This window comes from Amycolatopsis sp. NPDC004747 (genome assembly GCF_053601335.1).
Window position 1 is genome coordinate 469,708 of sequence record NZ_JBSGBQ010000001.1, and the last position, 19,529, is coordinate 489,236.

General features: G+C 72.2%; 20 protein-coding genes. 3 read left to right on the forward strand and 17 right to left on the reverse strand.

Going from position 1 to position 19,529, the window contains the following annotated elements:
- Positions 1 to 14: 14 nt before the first annotated feature.
- Genes ACWEGE_RS02055 through ACWEGE_RS02095 form a run of 9 tightly spaced genes read right to left on the reverse strand, consistent with a single transcriptional unit; the run spans position 15 to position 7,630 of the window.
- Positions 15 to 995 (reverse strand): zinc ribbon domain-containing protein, encoded by a 981-nt coding sequence (locus ACWEGE_RS02055; protein ID WP_449658598.1) that lies wholly within the window; start codon positions 993 to 995, stop codon positions 15 to 17.
- 3 nt (positions 996 to 998) lie between these two features.
- Positions 999 to 1,538, reverse strand: coding sequence for a phage tail protein (locus tag ACWEGE_RS02060; protein ID WP_449658599.1), 540 nt, complete (start codon positions 1,536 to 1,538; stop codon positions 999 to 1,001).
- On the reverse strand, positions 1,535 to 3,496 hold the full coding sequence (locus tag ACWEGE_RS02065; protein ID WP_449658600.1) for a putative baseplate assembly protein: 1,962 nt from the start codon (positions 3,494 to 3,496) through the stop codon (positions 1,535 to 1,537). The genes ACWEGE_RS02060 and ACWEGE_RS02065 overlap by 4 nt, the downstream gene beginning before the upstream one ends.
- Positions 3,496 to 3,906, reverse strand: a complete 411-nt coding sequence (locus ACWEGE_RS02070; RefSeq protein WP_449658601.1) for a GPW/gp25 family protein — start codon at positions 3,904 to 3,906, stop codon at positions 3,496 to 3,498. Before ACWEGE_RS02070 ends, ACWEGE_RS02065 begins: the two co-directional genes overlap by 1 nt.
- Position 3,907: 1 nt before the next feature.
- Complete coding sequence (locus ACWEGE_RS02075) at positions 3,908 to 4,189, reverse strand: PAAR domain-containing protein (protein ID WP_091311569.1); 282 nt, start codon at positions 4,187 to 4,189, stop codon at positions 3,908 to 3,910.
- Between the two features lie 13 nt (positions 4,190 to 4,202).
- Positions 4,203 to 6,026, reverse strand: a complete 1,824-nt coding sequence (locus tag ACWEGE_RS02080; protein ID WP_449658602.1) for a VgrG-related protein — start codon at positions 6,024 to 6,026, stop codon at positions 4,203 to 4,205.
- A complete protein-coding gene (locus tag ACWEGE_RS02085; protein WP_449658603.1) occupies positions 6,019 to 6,786 on the reverse strand; it encodes a CIS tube protein in 768 nt (255 codons plus the stop codon). Before ACWEGE_RS02085 ends, ACWEGE_RS02080 begins: the two co-directional genes overlap by 8 nt.
- 5 nt (positions 6,787 to 6,791) lie before the next feature.
- Positions 6,792 to 7,238: a phage tail protein gene (locus tag ACWEGE_RS02090; RefSeq protein ID WP_285992000.1), complete on the reverse strand. Its 447-nt coding sequence runs from the start codon at positions 7,236 to 7,238 to the stop codon at positions 6,792 to 6,794.
- An 11-nt stretch (positions 7,239 to 7,249) separates the two neighbouring features.
- A complete protein-coding gene (locus ACWEGE_RS02095) occupies positions 7,250 to 7,630 on the reverse strand; it encodes a hypothetical protein (protein WP_449658604.1) in 381 nt (126 codons plus the stop codon).
- Between the two features lie 1,822 nt (positions 7,631 to 9,452).
- Between ACWEGE_RS02095 and ACWEGE_RS02100 the strand changes: the two genes are divergently transcribed.
- The gene (locus tag ACWEGE_RS02100) at positions 9,453 to 10,040 is read left to right on the forward strand and encodes a hypothetical protein (protein ID WP_449658605.1); all 588 of its coding nucleotides are present in this window, start codon (positions 9,453 to 9,455) and stop codon (positions 10,038 to 10,040) included.
- A 188-nt stretch (positions 10,041 to 10,228) separates the two neighbouring features.
- Here the strand turns inward: ACWEGE_RS02100 and ACWEGE_RS02105 are convergent, their stop codons facing one another.
- The 7 genes from ACWEGE_RS02105 to ACWEGE_RS02135 all read right to left on the reverse strand — a co-directional run bounded on the left by ACWEGE_RS02105 (position 10,229) and on the right by ACWEGE_RS02135 (position 16,762).
- Entirely contained in the window at positions 10,229 to 10,387 is a 159-nt protein-coding gene (locus tag ACWEGE_RS02105) for a DUF6760 family protein (protein WP_003098516.1), read from the reverse strand.
- Positions 10,384 to 10,833: a hypothetical protein gene (locus tag ACWEGE_RS02110; protein WP_449658606.1), complete on the reverse strand. Its 450-nt coding sequence runs from the start codon at positions 10,831 to 10,833 to the stop codon at positions 10,384 to 10,386. Before ACWEGE_RS02110 ends, ACWEGE_RS02105 begins: the two co-directional genes overlap by 4 nt.
- Positions 10,834 to 10,837: 4 nt before the next feature.
- Positions 10,838 to 11,281 carry a phage tail protein gene (locus tag ACWEGE_RS02115; protein ID WP_091311556.1) on the reverse strand — a complete coding sequence of 148 codons (444 nt, stop codon included), beginning with the start codon at positions 11,279 to 11,281 and terminating at the stop codon, positions 10,838 to 10,840.
- 15 nt (positions 11,282 to 11,296) lie between these two features.
- A complete protein-coding gene (locus tag ACWEGE_RS02120) occupies positions 11,297 to 12,850 on the reverse strand; it encodes a phage tail sheath family protein (protein ID WP_449658607.1) in 1,554 nt (517 codons plus the stop codon).
- A 417-nt stretch (positions 12,851 to 13,267) separates the two neighbouring features.
- The gene (locus tag ACWEGE_RS02125; protein ID WP_449658608.1) at positions 13,268 to 14,017 is read right to left on the reverse strand and encodes an eCIS core domain-containing protein; all 750 of its coding nucleotides are present in this window, start codon (positions 14,015 to 14,017) and stop codon (positions 13,268 to 13,270) included.
- A gap of 103 nt (positions 14,018 to 14,120) precedes the next feature.
- On the reverse strand, positions 14,121 to 16,106 hold the full coding sequence (locus ACWEGE_RS02130; RefSeq protein ID WP_449658609.1) for an ATP-binding protein: 1,986 nt from the start codon (positions 16,104 to 16,106) through the stop codon (positions 14,121 to 14,123).
- Entirely contained in the window at positions 16,103 to 16,762 is a 660-nt protein-coding gene (locus tag ACWEGE_RS02135) for a DUF4255 domain-containing protein (RefSeq protein WP_449658610.1), read from the reverse strand. Before ACWEGE_RS02135 ends, ACWEGE_RS02130 begins: the two co-directional genes overlap by 4 nt.
- A 203-nt stretch (positions 16,763 to 16,965) precedes the next feature.
- Between ACWEGE_RS02135 and ACWEGE_RS02140 the strand changes: the two genes are divergently transcribed.
- Positions 16,966 to 17,517, forward strand: a complete 552-nt coding sequence (locus tag ACWEGE_RS02140; RefSeq protein ID WP_449658611.1) for a hypothetical protein — start codon at positions 16,966 to 16,968, stop codon at positions 17,515 to 17,517.
- A gap of 8 nt (positions 17,518 to 17,525) precedes the next feature.
- Complete coding sequence (locus tag ACWEGE_RS02145) at positions 17,526 to 18,434, forward strand: hypothetical protein (RefSeq protein WP_449658612.1); 909 nt, start codon at positions 17,526 to 17,528, stop codon at positions 18,432 to 18,434.
- A 61-nt stretch (positions 18,435 to 18,495) separates the two neighbouring features.
- On the opposite strand, the gene ACWEGE_RS02150 is transcribed toward ACWEGE_RS02145, so the two are convergent.
- The gene (locus ACWEGE_RS02150) at positions 18,496 to 19,314 is read right to left on the reverse strand and encodes a hypothetical protein (protein ID WP_449658613.1); all 819 of its coding nucleotides are present in this window, start codon (positions 19,312 to 19,314) and stop codon (positions 18,496 to 18,498) included.
- Positions 19,315 to 19,529 lie beyond the last annotated feature (215 nt).

The following is a 19,529-nucleotide window of genomic DNA, read 5'->3' on the forward strand; positions in this document are numbered from 1 at the left end:
AGACTTTCGGTGGCTCAGCCGGCTTCGAACAGTTCGATCTCGGAGATCGCGACGTCCGTGCCGTCGAGCGAGCGGTACAGCCCGGCCACGTGCAGCTCGACGCTGGTGGCACCTTCGCTGTTTTCGATCGGGACTTCCTGGGCGTCCGGCGTGTCGGCCAGCGCCATGTCGTAGGTCTTGCCGGTGGAGAACACCAGGTGCAGCTTCGCCGGCCGGTGCTGGGCGGGGAAGTTCGCCGCGTCACCGGAGTACACGAACGCCTTCCGCAGGTCCGCCGCGTGGTCGAAGGTGAACACCAGTGTCTGTTCCTTGTCGCCCGGCGCCGCCCAGAACGTGTTCTTGGCGTTGTCGGTGACCAGCGGCGCCGAGTGTCCGTCCGTCTGCCCGGTCGCGGTCACCTTGACCGGGTGGACCGGGTTGAGCTTGGCCTCGAAGACGCCGGTCACCTGGTTCCACAGGCCGACCGCCGCGGTGTTGATCGCGCTGCGGAACGGCTGGTACAGCGCGTAGATCAGCGCCGAGAAGATGAGCGTCACCGCGACGGCCCGGCGGATCACCTTGCCCACGGTCCGGCGCGCGGCACCGGCCCGGCCGGTCCGGCGGCGGACGCCGTCCTTGCCCGGCCTCGCCCCCGCCTTGTGCTCCTTCGGCTTGCGGCCGAACAGCCGCCGCCACCACGACGTCGTCACGACCTCGGACTCGGCCAGCGACGCGCCGCAGCGGCTGCAGAAGTTCCGGCTCGGCGCGTTGCCCTTGCCGCACCGGCCGCAGATCAGGTCGCCGGGGTTGAGCACCTGCTCCTCGACGGTCTGCTGCACCGGCTGCCGGACCGGGGCGATCGGCTCGGCGGGCTGCACCACCTGCTGCTGGTGCACCACCGGCGGTGACTTCACGGCGACCGGGCCGTCGTCGTCCCACTTCAGGTAGCGGCCGCATTCGCCGCAGAACTCGACGTCGGCGGGCCCCTGGTGCCCGCACTCCGCGTAGATGACCATCCGCTAGCCCTCCAGCACTTCCACCGTGACCCGCACGTGGGCGGGCACCGCATCCACGACCGTCGCCGTCAGCCGGCGCACGTCGACCCGGGCCGGGTCGGGCACCCGCACGCGCACCTGTACCCACGGCGGTCCCGGGTCCGGCAGCGGGGCGCCGGGCTGCGGGTCGGCGACGACGCCACCGCTGTCGGTCACCTCGACCGCGCCGCCGGTCAGCAGCCGCACGTGTTCGGTGAGGCCGCGCCGCGTGCCGCGCCACCGGTGCAGCTCGACCGAGCGCGTGACGAGCTGCCGCAGCTGCTCCGGGCTCCAGCTCTCGTCGACGCGCAGGGCGACCCAGTGGGCCAGCCAGCCGAGGAAGTCGGCGGGCGCCAGGCCCGGGTCGAGGTAGCCCGGCAGGTTGTCCAGGGTGGAGATGACCGGGGCGAGCACCTCGTCGAGCGCGCCGGTGAAGCCCTGCACGAACCGGTCCTCGGCGTACACCGCGGGCAGCTGCTCGCCGATCGGGTGCGGGCTCGGCAGCCCCGGGATCCCCACCCTCATGCGCCCGCCTCCCGGACCCGGACCTGGTGCCCGAACGAGAACGCGAGCGCGTTGGGCGGCAGGTCGAGCCGGTCGACCTGTTCGCCGCGTTCGCGGGTGATCGGGTTGGCCGCGAACAGGCGTACGTCCTCCACCAGCTCGACGCCGGGAAGCCGTTGCAGCACCGCGAACACCTCGCCCGACTGCACCGGGCGGCCGAACGGCCAGCCGTCGCCGTCCGGGCCGCCGCTGATCGGGTTGAAGTAGTCGTACAGGGCCTGGCTCGCCCGGGCGCCCAGCGTGCCCGCCGTCGTCCGGCGCCGCGCGCGGAGCCGGGCGACCACCGTGACGCCCTGGTAGAACGGCGGTTCCACGGACACGAGCGCGCCCACGCAGCGTCGTTCGCCGAGGTGGCGCTCGATCCGGGCGCGCATGCCGGCTTCGAGCATCAGGGTCGCGAAGGCCAGTTCGCCGGTGTCGGGCACCGCCGGCACGACGAGGACGCGGATCGCGCCGGTCTCGCGGCCGTCGGGGCCGTGCGCCGGGATGCACCGCACCCGGGCCGCTTCCGGCGCCGCTTCGCGCGCGAGCTGCTCGTAGTCCTCGGCGGTGACCGCGCGGTCGCGGGTGCGCAGCAGCAGCGGGCCGCGGACCGCCGCGTCCCGCACCGATTCGCCGTCCACCCCGCCGATCGCGGGACGGCGGTTCACCACGCTGCTGACGAACGGGATCGGGTCCCGCTGCACCTCGAGGACCTCACGGGCGACGTTGCCCCGCCGCCCGCCCCCGGACCGGTACTCGGGCACCCGGATCGCGGCGGACTTGGGCGGGAAGGCCCCGTAGAACCGGAGGCCGCCCTCGGGCTGGCGCACCGCGGGGCCGAACTCGACCTGCCCACCGACCCGGTCGAGCATGACGTGCCGGTCGTCCGGGCCGGAGTCGGCGAAGGAGCGGACCTCCGTCCACTGCTGCCAGCCGTCCGGACCCGACACCTCGACGACGAGTTCCCCTTCCCCGACGACCACCGGGGGCCGGCCGAGCGGGAACCGCTGGCCGGGGGTGCCGTCGGAGGTCCCGACGATCTCGTTGCGGACGATTTCGGCGTGCACGGCGGCGACCGTGCCGCCGATGGTCGAGGCCTCGGCCGTGTGCAGCCGCGGCGAACGCTGGTAGAACGGCTGGTTCTGCTTGGCCTCCACCAGCCGGCAGCGCAGCCAGCCGGCCCGCCGGCGCGCGAGCATCGACACCGTGTGCCCGTGCGGGACGTGCACCACGATGTCGCCGGCCCGGTTGAACGCGCCGGTGCTGTCCCGGTCGACCTCGCAGGCCGCCCAGCCGGTGCCGTCCCAGGCCTCCCACAGCCACGGCGGGTCGCGGGGGTCGACGCCCTGGCCTTCGACCTCGCAGTTCAGCCGCAGCAGCACCGCGCAGCCGGGCACGGCATCCGACAGTCCGAAGAGGACCGCGTCGCCGGGGGCCGGGGTTTCGGAGAAGGCCGCCGGGCCGCCGCCGACGAGCAGTTCGTCGGTGCGGTCGACCGGGGGCAGGCCGGTGTCGGCCGTGCTGGTCGCCAGGTGCGCGAGCGAGCACGGCACGATGTTCAGGGTGCGCTCCACGGTGAAGACCACCGGGTCCTCGACCTCGTTGCGCACGCTCGCGACCTGCTTGCCCGCCGCGACGACCACCGGGACGTCACGCGCGGCCGAGAGCCAGAACGTGACGTCGGTCCGCGCCGCGGCGGGCGGGAACAGCCGGACGCCGATCAGGTCGAGGAAACGCAGGTAGTGCGCTTCGGGCACCCGGTTGAGCCGGTAGAGCAGCTGGTCGACCATCTGCGCGAAGGTCTCGATCAGCGTGACGCCGGGGTCGGAGACGTTGTGGTCGGTCCACTCCGGACAGTTGCGCTGGACCAGGTACTTGGCTTCGTCGACCAGGTCCTGGAACCGGCGGTCGTCGAGGTTGGGCATCGGCAGGGACATCACGCACCCTCCTCGCCCGAGTCGTGCGGCGGGATGACGTAGAACGGGAAGACGAGGTTGCGCGGGTCGTTGGTGCCGCGCAGCCGGTAGCGGATGTCGATCAGCAGGGTGCCGCGGTCGGCCTCGTCGAAGCTGACGACGACGTCGTCGAGGGTGATCCGCGGCTCCCAGCGCTCCAGCGAGACCCGGACCTCGTAGGCGATCTGCCCGGCGGTCGCCGCGTCGGCGGGCGCGAACACGAGGTCGTGCACCGCGCAGCCGAACTCGGGGCGCATCGGGCGTTCGCCGGGCGAGGTGGCCAGGATCAGCCGGATGCTCTCGACGACCTCGCGTTCGCCGCCCACCAGCGCGATCGAGCCCGTCGCGTCGGTGTGCAGCGGGAACGCCAGTCCCCGGCCGAGGAAGTCCACGTCAGCCTCCGATCATGACGGTCGGGCAGCCCATGACGATCGGCGCGCCGCAGGCGGCCATGTCGCCCATCCGGGCCGCGGGCATGCCGCCGATGAGCACGGTCGGGCAGCCCGGCGGCGCGATCGGCGTCGGCGGGTGCACCGCGGGCGGCGGGAACGAGCACGTGTGCAGCGTCCCGACGTTGGCGGCGGGCATCCCGCCGATCAGCACGGTCGGCACCCCGGGCCCGGCGATGACGCCCGGGTGCCCGGTCGGGTCGCCGACCCTCGCGGCTGGTGGCATGCGCACTCCCCCGTCAGTTGATCTTGACCACGCTGCCGCGCACGGTGACGACACCGCTGGCGGTCAGCTCCGTCTGGCCCTGGCCGGCGACCGACACGGTGGCGCCTTCGAGTTTCGCGCCGGCCGTGCCGTTCAGCTTCAGCTGCGCTCCCGCCTCGACGCTGGCGTCGGTCTGGGACTTCACCGTCACCTTCTGGCCCTTGAGCTCCAGCGGCCCGGTGCCGGCGTCGATGCTCACGCCGTTCTGGGCCTTCACCGTGACGCTCTTGCCGCTGGTCACCTCGATGACCTGGTTCTTCTGGTCGATCTTGACCACGAACTTCGCGTCGCCGGAAGACAGGATGATCCCGTCGTCCTCGGCGAACTCGAGCTTGTGGCCCTTCCGCGAGACGAACCCGCGCAGCGCGACCTCCCCGCTGTTGCCGTCGACGACGGGCTTGGTGAACTTCGACGGCGAGGTGTCCTTGTTGTTGTAGAGGCCGCCCAGGACGTAGGGCGCTTCGAAGTCGCCGTGCTCGAAGCCCACCAGGACCTCGTCGCCGACCTCGGGCAGCACCACGGCGCCCCGGTCCTTGCCCGCGCCCGGCTGGACCGTGCGGGCCCAGGTGCTGGAGAAGTCCTTGTCCAGCCAGGGGAACGTGAGCTTGACCCGGCCGAGCTTCGCCGGGTCCTTGAGGTCGGTCACCTGCGCGGGCACGACTCCCGGCCACGTGGAGGTCCTCGCGCCACCGGCGACCAGGCCGTAGAGCGAGCGTTCCTGGCGCCCGGACACGGCGAACTCCGTCGTGTAGCCGACCTCGTCGTTGAACAGGTGCCGCGTGCTGGTCAGCGTGTACTTGCCCGCGAAGGGCTGGCCGACGCCGGTGAGCGTGACGGCGGTGCCGGCCCGCAGCTTCGGGTTGCCCTTGGCGACGCCGTCGAGTTCGGTGCAGGCACTGCCGAACCTCTCGGCGAGTGCCTTCGCGGTCGCGTCCGCCTCGCCCTGGGTGCGCCGCGGCGCCGCGGCGTCGAGGAAGGGCGGGCCGGCGAACTTGCCGGCCAGCGCCACCGGGTCCACCGACGGCACGTCCGTGCCCGCGTTCTTCGGGGTCGCGGTGGCGCTGATCGGCTGCTTGTTCTCGTAGTCCCAGCCGTTGACCCGCACTTCGGGGACCTGCTCGGCCGCGGTGACGCTGGCGCGCAGGCTGACCAGTGTCCCGTGTGCCTCGAGGACGAGCGGGTCGGCGGTGGCCTTGGTGCTGGTCGAGGGCGCGCCGGAGGGCTTCTCCGGGAGCTCGAAGTTCAGCTTCCCGTCGCGCACGGCGATCTGCGCGCCCACCACGTCGGCCAGCCGGGACAGGAACTCCCAGTCGCTGACGTTGTCCTGGCTCAGCTGGGTGTTCGGCCGGCCGCCGAAGCCCTTGACGTTGTCGATCTTGCCGACCTGGATGTTCGCGCGCTGGGCGACCTTGCGCACGATGTCGGCGATGGTCATGTTCGGGTAGGCCGCGACCCGGCGGCCGCGGAACAGCCGGTGCGCGTGGTCGTACCCGCGGACCTCGGTGAACGTGCCGTGCGCGTCCAGGTCGATCGCGACCGCGGTGACCTCGCCCGAGAGCAGGTCCTGCGGAGCTTCCGGGTCGGACGTCTGGACCTTGAGCTTGATCTTGGCCCCGACCTTGAACTTGCCCTTCTCCAGCACGACGGTCCCGGGGTCGCGGAACCGCAGCACGAAGGTGTCCGGCAGGTTCCGGCTGTCGTCGACGTAGGCGTAGCCGAGCATCACCTTGACGTCGTCGGGCAGCGCGGTGCCCTCGACCTCGACCATCAGGGTGTTCGTGAAGGTCTCGTTAGCCATCGAGCTCCTCCAGCGCGGGCACCAGGAGCCGGGTGCCGGGCCGCAGCCGCATCGGGTCGTCGATGTCGTTGGCGTCGGCGATGGCGCGCCACCGCCCGGCGTCGCCGTAGGCGCGGAAGGCCACCGAAGGCAGGGAGTCCCCGGCGACGAGCACGTGCGTGTCCCGGGCCGCCAGCGCGCCGGAGGTCGGGTTCTGGCCGCCCAGCTCGCCGGAGATCTCTTCGAGGTTGATCGTGCAGACCGCGCGGACCGGCGTCCCCGACGGCGTGAACAGCGTGTACTTCGCGGTGACGCTGGAGACGTAGGCGGGGAAGCCGGTCATGCCGCCCCACTTGAAGATCACCCACGGTGGGGAGGGTTTCTTGTGCTGACGGCTGTCCTCGGTGGCCACGCAGCAGGAGAACAGCTTCTCGACCGTCTTGACGACGGAGTCGTCCATCTTGTTGGTGGCGTCGAGGAACATTTCGAGCGCCAGCTTGGCCGGATCGGACCCCTTGAACTGCGGCGGCGCGCTCTTCTTGGCGTTCGGCTGCGCGTCGCGGCCCCATTTGGCGTTCTTGCTCAGCGAGAGTTCCTTGGGGTTGAACTGGAATTCGATGTCGAACAGCCAGTCGCCGGGCGGCTGCCCGGTACCGCCCGACTGCGGCGGCTTGTGGACCTTGAGCACCGCGCGCTGCAGGTTGCTGGGCGCCGGCGCCCCGGAGCCGTAGGCGGCCGGCGGCTGGGAGCCGGCCGAGGTGAAGGTGACGGGCGAGGACATGGGCGTCAACCCCGCTTCGCCGGGCTGAGGAAGCCGTGGTGGGCCAGTTCGAGGGTCTCGGTGGCGACCTTCGGCGAGTCGGGCGAGAGCTGCGGCCCGCTCCACCGCACCGGGACGACGCCTTCGAGCGCCCAGCTGGCGATCACCTTGCCTTCGAGGGTGCGCGCCTCGATGGTGGCGGTCTTGCGTTCGATCCCGCTGGCCAGGCTGGCGAACCACTTGGTGATCTGCGAGCTGGCCTCGGTGACCGGGCGCGAGAGCTTGATGTTCGAGTACTTGATCCGGGTCGGCAGCTGCCAGACCATCCCGTTGTTGCCGCCCTCTTCCCGCTGTTCCATGACGAATTCGCAGCCGAGGCCGTCACAGCTGGAGAACGCGCCGAGGTTGCCGAGGTTCTTGTCGTCCAGCTTGACGACGTAACACACGGCAACGGCCTCTTCGGTGTCCGGCATCGGCTCCTCCTTCAGTGCGGGCGGTCGGTGAGCGCGCCCCGGCGCTCACGGTCGAGACGGAGTTCGGTCTTGAGGCGCCGCAGCAGCGGGTCGAAGAGCTTCTTGACGAGCTCTTCGGTTTCCGGCTGCGCCGGCGCCGCGGCCGGCGCGGGTGCGGCCACGGGCTCCGGGTCGCGCTGGACGACGGTGGTGAACGTGGGACCGGGCACGGGCGCCGGTGTGGACGGTTGGACCCGGTCGGTGCCGTGGTCCGGGCTGTGGTCGATGCCGTGGTCGGCGATCCTCGCGACCGGCAGGCTCGCGGGTGTTTCGCCGGGCGCCGCGGCTCCGGGGGTGCGTGAGGCCGGGGTGGCCAGGCCGTCGATCGCCCGCGCGACCGGGAGCGGCGACACGGCGGTTTCCGAGCTTCCGGCGGGGTGGGCCACCGGGAGTCCCGGGGCGTCGATCGCTCGCGCGACCAGGAGCGGCGGTGTGGTGGCTCCGGCCACCGGAAACGTCTGTTCTCCCGCGACCGAGGAGCCTTCGGCGGCGCGCCCCGGGGTCGCGGAGTCTTGAACCGTGCGATTCGCGATTCCGGGGGCCAGCACCGGCAGCGCCCGACCGGGAGCCTCGTCGGCCCGTGCGACGGGGAGCAGGGGCGAGCCTTCGAGAGTGCCTGCGATCGGCAGCGAAGCATCCCGTGCCGCTCCTGCGGGCGGGTCTTCGACCGCTCGAGCGATCGGAAGCACCGGAAGCGGCGATCGTACGGTCACTCGTGCCCCGGGGTCGGCCTGGGTCTCGGCGATCCGCAGCACGGGAAGCGCCGGCCCTCGCGCGACGGACGGCCCGGAAGCGGCCGCCGGCATCGAAGACGTCTGCGCCACGGGGAGCGCCGAAGTCCCGCTCGCTCGCGTCGCCGGAGGCTCCTCCACCACCCTGGCGACCGGAAGCGGTGCGTTGCCGGCCGCCTCGGACACCAGTGATCCCGCAGCCGGGGGCATCTGGGAGGATTCGGCTGCCCGCGAGACCGGCAGCGGAGCCTGCGCCACGGTCGGCGCCACCGGGTGCTCGGTCGCCCGCGAACCGACCGACAGCGAGTTTTCCGATGTCGCCAACGGGGTCTCGACCGCAGGCAAGACCGGCAGCGGAGTTTCGACCACCCGCGAGACCGCCAACGGAGAATCGCCCGCGGTCGGCACCACCGGAGCCTCAACTGCCCGCGAGACCACCAGAGAAGAGTCGCCCGCAGTCGGCAACACCGGGTGCGCAACCACCCGCGGAGACTCCCCCGCAGGCGGCGCGACCGGAGCCTCAGCCGCCCGCGAAACAACCAGAGAAGGCTTCCCCGCGGTCGGCACCACCGGAGCCTCAACCGCCCGCGAGACCACCAGAGAAGGCACCCCCGCGGTCGGCAAGACCGGAGCCTCGGCAGCCCGCGAGACCTCAAGCTCGCCCGCAGACGGCATCGCCGAGCTCTCAACAGCCGGCAAGGCCCCCAATGGGGACTCGCCCACCGTCGACACGACCGGAGTCTCAACCACCCGCGAGCCCCCAAGCTCGCCCGCAGTAGGCACCACCGGGTGCTCCACCGCCCGCGAGACCACCAACGGAGATTCGCCCGCGGTCGGCACCACCGGAGCATCAGCAGCCCGCGAGCCTGCCAGCAGAGGCTCCCCCGCACCCTCAACCGCCCGCGAGATCCCCAACGCAGCGTCACCCGCAGTCGGCACCACCGCACCCTCGCCCGCGCGCGAAGCCCTCAACGCAGCCGGCACCACCGGAGCCTCGACCGCCCGCGAAGCCGCCAACGGCGACTGCCCCGCCACCGGCAGCACCGGGATCTCCGCCATCCGCGACACCACCGGCCGAGACTCGCCCGCCGTCGGGCTCTCCACCGCCCGAGATGCGACCGAGGGCGTCTCAACGGCCCGCGAGACCACCAGTGAAGACTCCCCCGCGGCCGAAGCCGGCGGGTGCGCGGCCACCCGAGACTCGGCCGCCGTCGACGCCACCGGAAGCGGCCCCTCGACGGCCCGCGAGATCGGCAACGGCGGCTCCTGCGCCGCCGGGCGACCGGAGCCTTCGACCACCCGCGAGACCACCGGCGAAGAATCCGGGCTCTCGACCGCCCGTGACACCGCCACGCCCGGCTCCCGAGCCGTCGACGCGACAGGGAGTCCCGAAACCTCGCCCCGGAGGGATGAACCCTCCCCCACACGAGTCTCCGGCAACGGCGTGGAAACGTTCGTCGAGCCGCCCGGTGTCCCGGGCGGCTCCGTGGTGGCGAGCGGGCGGAAGCTGTTCACCGGCGGCGAACCGGTGGGCGGCATCACCGAAGAACCGACCGGCGAGCCGGGCGAATCCTCGAGGCGCGAGACCGGAAGCGAAGGCTGCATCGGCGCGCCGAGCCCCAGCCGCCGCGGCACCGCCTGCTCGGTCCGCTGGACGAGGGGCAGCTCCGGCCGCGCCGGCTCGACCGGCGCCGGCTCGGCGGCGGCCGGCGGTTCGGGTGCCACCAGCGGCACCACCGGCGTCTCCGCGGCCGCCGGAGTGTCCACAGGGGACGGCTCCGCGATCGCCTGGAGCGTCCGCACCGGCGGGGTGACCGTGCTTCCTGCCGACGTCAGCAGCGGCCCGGCCGCGGGTGCCGCGACGGCGGGCAGCACCAGCGGCAGGTCCGCGAAGGTGCTCTCCCCCGCCGGGGAGAGCACCCGCTGCACCGCCGGCCCGGGCGCCGCCACCGGCACGGCCGGGCGCACGAGGTCGCCGATGACGCCCGCGGGCTCGGCCGGGCCCACGCGGTGCCCGAGCGGCTCGAGGTAGCCGGGGCTCTGCCAGGACGTCAGCGTCGAGCTGAACCGCTGCACCGGGTTGACCAGCGGGTGCTCGGCCAGCACGCGCCGGATCGGCGCCACGCTCCGCCACTCCCCGCGCGTCACCGGCAGCGCGGCCGGCTCAGGTGCGGGCGCGGGCGGCGGGCTCGTCTCCTTCCGGCGGAACCACATCGTGCGTCACCGTCCCTGGCTCATCCGGGTGTTGATCCGGGCGATCTCGGCGACGTAGGTCAACCGGTCGGGGTGTTCGAGGTCGAGGATGTCGTCGAGGGACCAGTGCAGGTGGTAGGCGACGTACGCGACTTCCTCGTGCAGCCGGTCGGCCGCGTACGTCACGATTCCCCCAGGCGGCCACCGGCGACGTCGACGACGAAGCTGTGGCCGCACTCCGGGCAGGCGACGCCCGCCCTGGTGTGGCCCTCGCTGTTGACGCGGCGGTACATGTCCTGCAGGAACGCCAGGTCGGAGGCGAACAGGTTCTCGATGATCCCCGCGTGCACGTCGGTGATGTCGCCGATCCGGGTGACCACCCGGGCCAGCAGCACCACCGTGAGGAACGCCGAGTTCTCGCGCACCCGGTCGTCCCGCAGCGGGATCAGCTCGTCGCGCGCGGTGGCCAGGCGCATCACCCCGGAGTGGTGCACCTTGCCCTCGTCGTCGACGTACCCGCGCGGGAGCTCGAACGCGAACTCCGTCCGCAGCTTCGGCCGTTCCGCCCGGGGCTCCCCCGCCGTCGCGGCGGGGGCTTCCTCGACCGGGGCCGACGCCATCACCCTGCGCATCGGCTCACTCGACTTCCATCTGCTCGTAGGTGATGACGAGCTTCTCGGTGAGCACGCTCGTGTCGCCGGCCTTCAGCGAGCCGATCTCCAGGCTCTTCGGCCAGGCGTTGGTGAGCTTGTAGCGTTTGAGCGCGGTGCCCTCGTAGTCGTAGACGATGATCGCGCCGCCCTTGCGGGCGGTCGCCATCTTGCCGAAGTGGGCGTCCTTGACCCACTTTTCGAAGCTGTTGTCCTCGGTGAGGCCGCGGGTCAGCGTGACCTCGCCCGCCTTGGGGCGGCCGGGCAGCTTCTTGATGACGTACTTGCCGTCGACGGTGTTCTGCTTGAGCTCGATGACGTCCTGCTCCATCTTGAGGCCGGAGACCTCGGAGATCTGCTTGATCTGGACGCCGTCGATCTCGAGCCCGAAGGAGTGGCCGACAGCCTTGTCAAGATCGGGAAGTGCCATGGTGGAGTCCCTTCATCACTCGTTGACGAGGCTGGTGCCGCCGGACATCTGGGCCAGCCGGAAGATCACGAACTCCGCCGGTTTCACCGGGGCGATGCCGACTTCGCAGATCACCTGGCCGAGGTCGATGCCCTCGGCGGGGTTGGTCTCGCGGTCGCACTTGACGAAGAAGGCCTCGTCCGGCGTGAGCCCGAACAGCGCGCCCTTGCGCCACTCCATCACCAGGAACGCGCTGATCGTGCGCCGGATCCGGGCCCACAGCGCGTCGTCGTTCGGCTCGAACACGACCCACTGGGTGCCGTTGAGGATCGACTCCTCGAGGTAGTTGAACAGGCGCCGGACGTTCAGGTAGCGCCACGCCGGGTCGCTCGAGAGCGTCCGCGCGCCCCAGACCCGGATGCCCTTGCCGGAGAACGACCGCACGCAGTTGACGCCGATCGGGTTGAGCAGTTCCTGCTCCGCCTTGGTCAGGTGCGTCTCCAGCGCGAGCGCGCCGCGGACGACCTCGTTGGCCGGGGCCTTGTGGACGCCGCGGGTGGCGTCGGTGCGGGCCCACACGCCGGCCATGTGGCCGCTCGGCGGGATGAACGTGTTCGTGCCCGAGGCGGGGTCGAGGACCTGCACCCACGGGTAGTAGAGCGCGGCGTACTTCGAGTCGTAGCCGGCCCCGTCCATCCGCCAGCTGCGGACTTCCTGGGGGTTGAGCGCGGGCGGCGGGTCGATGATCGCCATCCGGTCGCCCATCAGCTCGCAGTGGGCGATCATCGCCAGCTGCACGGCCTTGACGGTGTCGAGGTCGATCAGGTCGCGCTGGTAGGCGGCCATCAGGTCCGGCGCGGCGACCATGGTGATCTCGTCGATCGCCTCCAGGCCGCCGAACCCGGTCCGGTCGGCGACGTCGCCGACGTAGTCGTTCGCCGCCACCCGGCCCGGGACCGGCGGCGCGCCGGCCTCCTTCGGCGGCGCCGAAAGCACCGCGGTGCCCTTGTCGGGCTTGGTGACCGCGCCGCCGGCGGCGACCTCTTCGATGGTGATGAGGTTCGACTTCTCCCGCACCGCGGTGACGACGTTCTCCTTGGTGCGCTTGGTCGTCACGTTGTGCGTTTCGACGACCTTGCCGTCCTGCTTGACCACCACGGTGAACCGGTCTTCGGCCGGGTTTTCCCCGGTCGGGTCGGCCACCTCGACGGTGATCTCACCGGCCGGTTTGCCCTCCGGCAGTTCCTTCGCGACGAAGCGGTAACCGCCCAGGACGGCCTGGCGCGCGGTGAGCTGCTTCGGCGCGGCGCCGTTGTCCTTGGCGCGCGAGCCGCCGATGCGGACGATGTAGCAGTTGGTGCCCCCGTTGAGGAAGTAGCCGTAGACCGACTGGGCCAGGTAGCAGCCTTCGATGAAGTCGCCGAAGGTCTGCGTGAACTGGCCCCAGTTGGACACCAGCGTCGGGGTGTTGAAGGGACCGTCCGCCGCGAAGCCGACGAAGGCGGCGACCGCGGTGCCCACGCCCTCGATCGGCCGTGCGCCCGCCTCGATCTCCTCGACGTACACCCCCGGCGTGAGATAGGTGGGCATGCGTTGCCTCCCTTGTCGACGCACAAGTCTTGTCCCCGGCGATGCTGCTGCCAGGGCCTTCTCCGCGGAACGACCGTGCGGCTAGGCCCGCGGGAACCGATCTCTGCCCTTAAAGGCAACTGCCCGGACGGGCGGCCGCGCCTGCCCGTCCGGTCGTCGGCAATCGGCCCGGCGCGGCCGACAGTGAACCCATGCCGACGGCGCGGGACAACGCGCCACGCGAGCGCGCGTGAAGGCGGGCAAGAGAGGCTCAAGGGGAAGAAGAAAGACCAGAACTCGGCGCCGGAAACAGAAAGCTCCCGACACCGCGACAGAAGTTCACCGAGAATCCTTGCGGAAGGACGGATCCCGCAAAGTGAACCTCTCAGCCGAGGGCGTGCGCTCCATCCTGTCGTCGACCCGAAGCGCCCTTGTGGTTCAGACCTCTTCTTCGCCCTCTTCCTCACGCTGCACGAAGGTCTGCGCCATCTTCTCCTCTTCGCCCTCTTCAGCCGCAGGAGCTTCCTCCCGCTGAACAGCCGCAGAATCCTCCGAAGAAGAGTGCCCACCATCCTCGCACCGCTGAACCGCGGCCCCGGCAACAGCAGGCGCAGGTGCCGACATCAGCCGATCCGCGTTCGCCACAGCCTCACGCTCGAACCGGTCCGAAGGATCCGAAACCTTGACCCCGCCCCCGGCGTCGGTCCCGTCCACCGGCCCGCTCCGCTGCTGCACGACATGCGTCAGCTCATGCGCCAGCATGTGCTTCCCCGCGTCCGAAGCCGGGTCGAACTTGTCCCGCTGGAAAACGATGTTCGACCCCACCGTGTAGGCCTGCGCGTTCACCGACTTCGCCGAATCGTGCGCCGCCCCGTCGGTGTGCACCCGCACGTCCGAGAAATCGGCCCCGAAGCGCGACTCCATGTCCGCGCGCGTCGCCGTGTCCAGAGGCGCTCCACCGCCCGAACCGACCACGTCGTGGACCGGCGAGCGCTCCTCCTCCACCAGGGACGCCGTCCCCGCGTTGCCCACCGCTCGCTGCAGGCCCAGCATGCCCGCCGGCCCCAGGACGTCGGTGCGGCCCGCCGCGGCCGCGCGGCCCAGGAGGTCGTGGTCCTCCCGCTCGATGCGGTCACCCTTCGGCCGCAGGGTCGGGTCGAAGTCGTTGTCATGGCTGTGCCCGCGCATGTTCGCTCCCTCCACCGCCCGTAAAGCTTGCCCTGCCGCGGCACCGAACGCCAGACTGCGCTGCCCGTCCGGACGGGCAGCGAAACCTGCCCCTGCGGGCAGCTCAGCCCTCCGTCACCATCGCCAGGTAGGGGCCGAACTCGCGGTCCAGGCAGAGCCTGCCCAGCTTGCGGTACTCACGCGCGACCGCGCCGACCAGGTCGCCCATGCCCACCGGGCGGCCCGCCTCGGCCGCCAGGTACGCGCCGGTGACCGCGGCCGAGCGGATGTGGCCGCCCGCCAGCTCGAACGCCTCGGCGAGGAACCCCAGGTCCAGGTCGGCGCCCCGAGGCATCCGCGCGCCCAGGCAGCGGTCCCACAGCCGGTGGCGGAGCTCGACGTCCGGCAGCGGGAAGTCCACGATCACGTCGAGCCGGCGCGTGAACGCCTCGTCGAGGTTCGCCCGCAGGTTCGTCGCCAGCACCGCGATCCCGTCGAAGGTCTCCATCCGCTGCAGCAGGTACGCGCTTTCGATGTTGGCGTACCGGTCGTGCGCGTCGCGGACCTCCGACCGCTTGCCGAAGATCGCGTCCGCCTCGTCGAACAGCAGGACGCCGTTGACCCCGGACGCCTCGGTGAAGATCCGCTCCAGGTTCTTCTCCGTCTCGCCGACGTACTTGTCGACCACGGTCGCCAGGTTCACCGTGTAGAGGTCCAGCCCCAGCGACGCCGCGATGACCTCGGCCGACATCGTCTTCCCGGTGCCCGAATCCCCCGCAAACAGCCCGGTCACGCCCCGGCCGCGGCCGCCACCCGGGCGCATCCGCCACTCGTCGAGCACCTGGTCGCGGTAGCGCGCCCGCGCCGCGAGCTCGTCCAGCAGGGACAGCACACCGGCCGGCAGCACCAGGTCGGCCCAGCCGACGACCGGTTCGATCCGCCGCGCGAGCCGTTGCAGGCCGGCGGCGTTCTGGCTGCGCGCGCCCGCGCGGACGTGGTCGGTGCGGACCAGTCCGTCGTCGGCCAGCGCGGTCACCGACGCGGCCTTCGCCGCGCGGGCGATCTGCCCGGGCCCCAGCACGAAGTGCGCGGTCGCCTCGCCCGGGTCGACGCCCGGGGCGAGCCGGCCGTCGAGGCGGCTGCGCCAGAGTTCCGCGCGGTCGGCACCCGGCAGCGGCAACGCGTCGAGCTGCAACGGCGGCGTCGCGCTCCAGCGCGGGTCCCAGGCGCCGGTGCCGTGGGCCACCAGCGGGATCGCCGGGTGCGCCAGCTCCTCCAGCCGCGGGTCCTCCACCGGGCCCAGCACGATCCCGGCGCCGCGCAGCAGCGCCTCCCGCCGCAGGGAAGCGGTGAGCTCGGCGCGGCCGGGCTCGGCCTGCCAGCGCGCCGCGTCCACCACCAGTGCCGGGTGGCCGGCCGCGGCCAGCGCGCCGACGCCGAGCTCTTCGGCACCACCGCCGGGCTGTTCCTTCAGGTAGACCAGCCCGACCCCGCCGCGGAGCGCGCGGGCGAGCCGCTCGCGGCCCGGGACCTCGACGAGCTCGGTGCCCAGGTGCGCGCAGCCGGCGAGCTCGGGCGCGAGCCGGTCGTCGCCGAGCAGGTGGTTGACCACCCGGTCCGGGACGCGCAGCGTGCGCGAGAGGAACGGCCGTTCGTCCTCGCCGACGGCGAGCAGGCCGCAGGTGACCAGCGGCGAGTCGGCGTCGAGCCGGGCGCGGCCGGCGGCCGACGCCTCGGGGATGCCGCACAGGCGCAGCGCCAGCCCGGCGCTGGCCCGGCGGCGGGTCACGTCGTCGTTGAGGTAGCCGTAGAACTGCTCGAACCGGCTGTCCAGGTCGGGAGCCAGCGCGACCAGCAGCAGTTCGACGTCGACGCCGGTGAGCCCGGCGCGTTCGGCGAGCTGGCGCAGCCTGCCCTCCGGAGCGGAGTCGGTGAACGGGGTGAACGGCTCGCGGAGCCCCTCCAGCAGCGCGTCGATCGTCTCGTTGGAGAGGTAGAGGCCGCGGAAGGGGTCGTCGGGGTTCGGATCGGCCGCGCGGCGGCTGTCGACGGCGTCACGGATGCGCTGTTCGAGCCGGGCCAGCCGCTCGAACAGGTACTCCAGGCTCACCGGGTCTTCCGGTGGGTGCGCGCCATCGCGACCCGGCGCTGTCCTTCGACGGCCCCGGTCTCGACCACGTGGTGCCCGAGCAGATCACCGCCGCCGGTGTCGAGTTTGAGGCCTTCCTTGGCGGGCGGCCCGGCCGGGTAGACGCGTCCGCTGTGGATCGGCGCGGAGACGACGACGTCCAGCGACGGCTTCAGTTCGCCGCCCAGCGCGGTCCACACGTCGGCGAACGCGCGGTCCTCCGGCGGCGGCAGCGCGACGGTCATCGGCACCGGCAGGCCCATCTCGGCCAGCGACCCGGTCAGCACCTCGGGAGGTACGGCTTCGTGGCGCAGCAGGCCGAGCAGCAGGTCCGACAGCACCCGGTGCTCGTCCTCCGGCCGCTGGGTCCAGGCGGTGACCAGGTAGGACAGCTTGACGTGCTTGGGCGGCAGGTGCCGCGCGGCGACCTCGCCGCGCTGGTCGTATTCGTTGAGCAGCCCGCGCGACCGGCGCCGCATGTCCTCGCGCACGTCGTAGAGGTAGATGTTCACCGTCGGAGCGTTCCGCCGGGCGGCCCAGTCCTTGGTGGGCGCGTCGAAGGCGACGTCGACCTCGCTGCCCCGCAGCGCCTCGTCCTTCACCAGCCGGCGCAGCGCCTCGTCGACCTCGTGGATCACCGGCGGACCTCCTCGCACTGGCGGTGCCTCCACGATGTTCGGGAGAACCCGGCCGGGCCAGCCGCGCACCGGCAAACCTTCGGGTACGCCCGGCTGCCCGTACGGGCAGAGCGGGTGGTGGCCGGGACGGTCCGCCGATCTTGTAACCGGCTCCGCCGCCGGGGCGACTACTGCTTCGGGGAGTGGGAGAACGAGAGGCACCCATGCGACGGATTCCCGCCTCGATCGGGCCGGCACTGGCCCTGCTGGTGGTCGGCTGCGGCAGCCCGCAACCACCGGGGACGCCGGAACCACCGCCGTCGCTCTCCACCGGTGCCGCGACCACCGCCTCCGCCGGCGCACCGCCCGTCCACTCGGCCGCGTCCACCACGGCCACCGGACCGGCCGACCCGGTGTCCCGGACCAGCGGGTCGACCACCGCGAAGCCGACGACCGGCAAGCCGCCCACGCCTCCGAAGATCACGACGGCGAAACCGCCGGCCAAGGGGTCGCCCGTGCGGACCGCGCCGATCGACATCATCGGCACCTCCTACGCCGCCCTGGGGCCGGTGACCGAGGCGCAGCTCGCGGACGAGTGCGGCGGCACCCTGTGCGTCACGCTGGGGACGACCGTCGAAGGGCCGCCGGACCCGAAGCAGGACTGCACGGTCAAGCGGATCATCCAGTCGGTGCCGATCTACCGCGGCGACACGATCACCTTCGTGCTCTCCGACCCCTGCGGGGACTTCACCCCGCCGCCCGAACCCACCGAGTAGCGGCGGCGATGGCGAACCGGCTCAGGTCGCTGCGGCCTCCGCCCGCGGCGACGGGCAAACCCGAAAGCCCGTCCCGGGCGCTGCGCGTGCTCGGCTCGGTGATCGCGCCGACGACCGTGCTCACCGGGCTGCTGTTCTTCTTCGGCAGGCAGCACGCGCACTGGCTGCTCGACTACTTCGGCGTGCCGCTTTCGACGATGGGACTGACCGCGCAGGACTACCTGGTCCGCAGCGCCGACGGCCTGTTCGGCCCGGTCGCGGTCGTGCTCGCCGCGGTGCTGACGCTGCTGTGGCTGTACCGCTTCCTGCGTGCCCGCCTCGCGGAAAAAGCGTGGCAGCGGCTGCTCCGCCTCGTGACCCCGGTGGCCGTCGTGGCCGGGCTCGCCGGCGTCGTGCTCGCTGCCGTCGGCGTGGTGGACCCCGAGGCCTTCTCCACGTCGTATTCGGTGCCCGGCGCCGGGCTCTCGCTCGGCGTGCTGTTCCTCGTGACCGCCTCGCGCCTGCTCGCCGCCCGGGCCGGGCGGCCGCTGCCGGCCGCGGTGGCGACCGCCGAGTGGGTGACGGCGTTCGCGCTGGTCAGCGTGGGTCTCTTCTGGGCCGTGGCCGACTACTCCGCCTCGGTGGGCATCGGGCGGGCCATCCAGATCGAAGCCGCGCTGGCCACGCCGCCGGAGACCGTCCTCTACAGCGAGAAGAGCCTGAACCTCACCGCGCCCGGGGTCCGGGAAACGCAGTGCGGCAACCCCGACACCGCCTACCGCTACCGGTACACCGGGCTGAAGCTGGTCCTGCAGTCCGGCGGCCAGTACTTCCTCCTCCCCGTGCAGTGGCACAAGGCCGACGGGACCGCCCTCGTGCTGCCGCGCACCGACGCGCTGCGGCTGGAGTTCACCCCGGCCCCGGACGCGCCCTGCTGAGCGAGCCGGGTCCGCGCGGTGCGGACCCGGCTCGATCGGCCTGCGGCTTCGGCCGTGGACGTCAGCCCCGGTCGTAGTCGTAGTCGCTGTCCGCGTCGTGGTCGGCCCAGACGTCGTCGTCCGTGGCGTCGGCCACCGCCGTGACCGAGTGCGCCGCGGCCCCGCCCACGCCGGCCGCGGTGTACCAGGCGTGGTAGCCCGCGTAGTCCGGCACGGCCACCGCGTGCGCACCCTCCGACGATGCGCCGTGCGGGCCGGCCGTCAGCTTCTCCGCCTCGTACGTGGCGTGGTGCTCGCCCGCGTGGCTCACCACGTGGGCCGAGGTCGCGCCGTCCACGCCGGCCGAGTGCTGCTCGGCGTAGTAGCCCACGTCGTCGGCGTCGTCATCGTCGTCGTCGGCGTCGTCGGTCTGGTACGCCGGGTGGACGACGTAGCCGGCCGGCTCCTGGTCCACCGGGTCGGGGTGGCTCACGGCGTGGTGGTGCTCGACCACGTCGGGGGCGTCGTCGTCGTAGTCGCCGTGGTGGTAGCCACCGTTGTCGTAGTCGTCGCAGTCGTCGTCGTCCCCGTCGTACCAGCCGTCGTGCGTGGCGTGGTGCCAGCCGTGGTGGTCGCCGGACTCGCCGCTGTGCGTGACGGCCGCGCCGCCGATACCGGCCACCGCGGAGTCCTGTTCCGACCAGTGGTGTCCCCACCAGGTCATGCCTTCGTCGGTGTCGGTCGTGCCCGCGCCGCCGATGCCGGCCCAGCTGCTGGAGCTCTCGGCGCTCCAGGAGTCGTGCGGCCAGTCGAGCGGGTGCGCCGTCGCCGGTCCGGCGATGACGAGGGAAAGCGGCAGCGCGAAAGCGCCGGCGACAGCCAGTCGTCGCAATGTGGACATGATTTCTCGGGGTTCCTTCCTGGGTGCGGCAACCGGGTTTCATTCGGGGCCCGGGTGCCGGGGCAGAAGTTCTGTCCGAAAGGTGACGTTACCGCCCGGACGGCCCCTCGATACCGCTTTGACCTGCGCAAATACCCGATCGGTGCGCGGGAACCGCCAAGCGGAGGACAGATCCGGAATGGGATCGAACCAGCCTAGTTCGCCGCCGCGGGAGT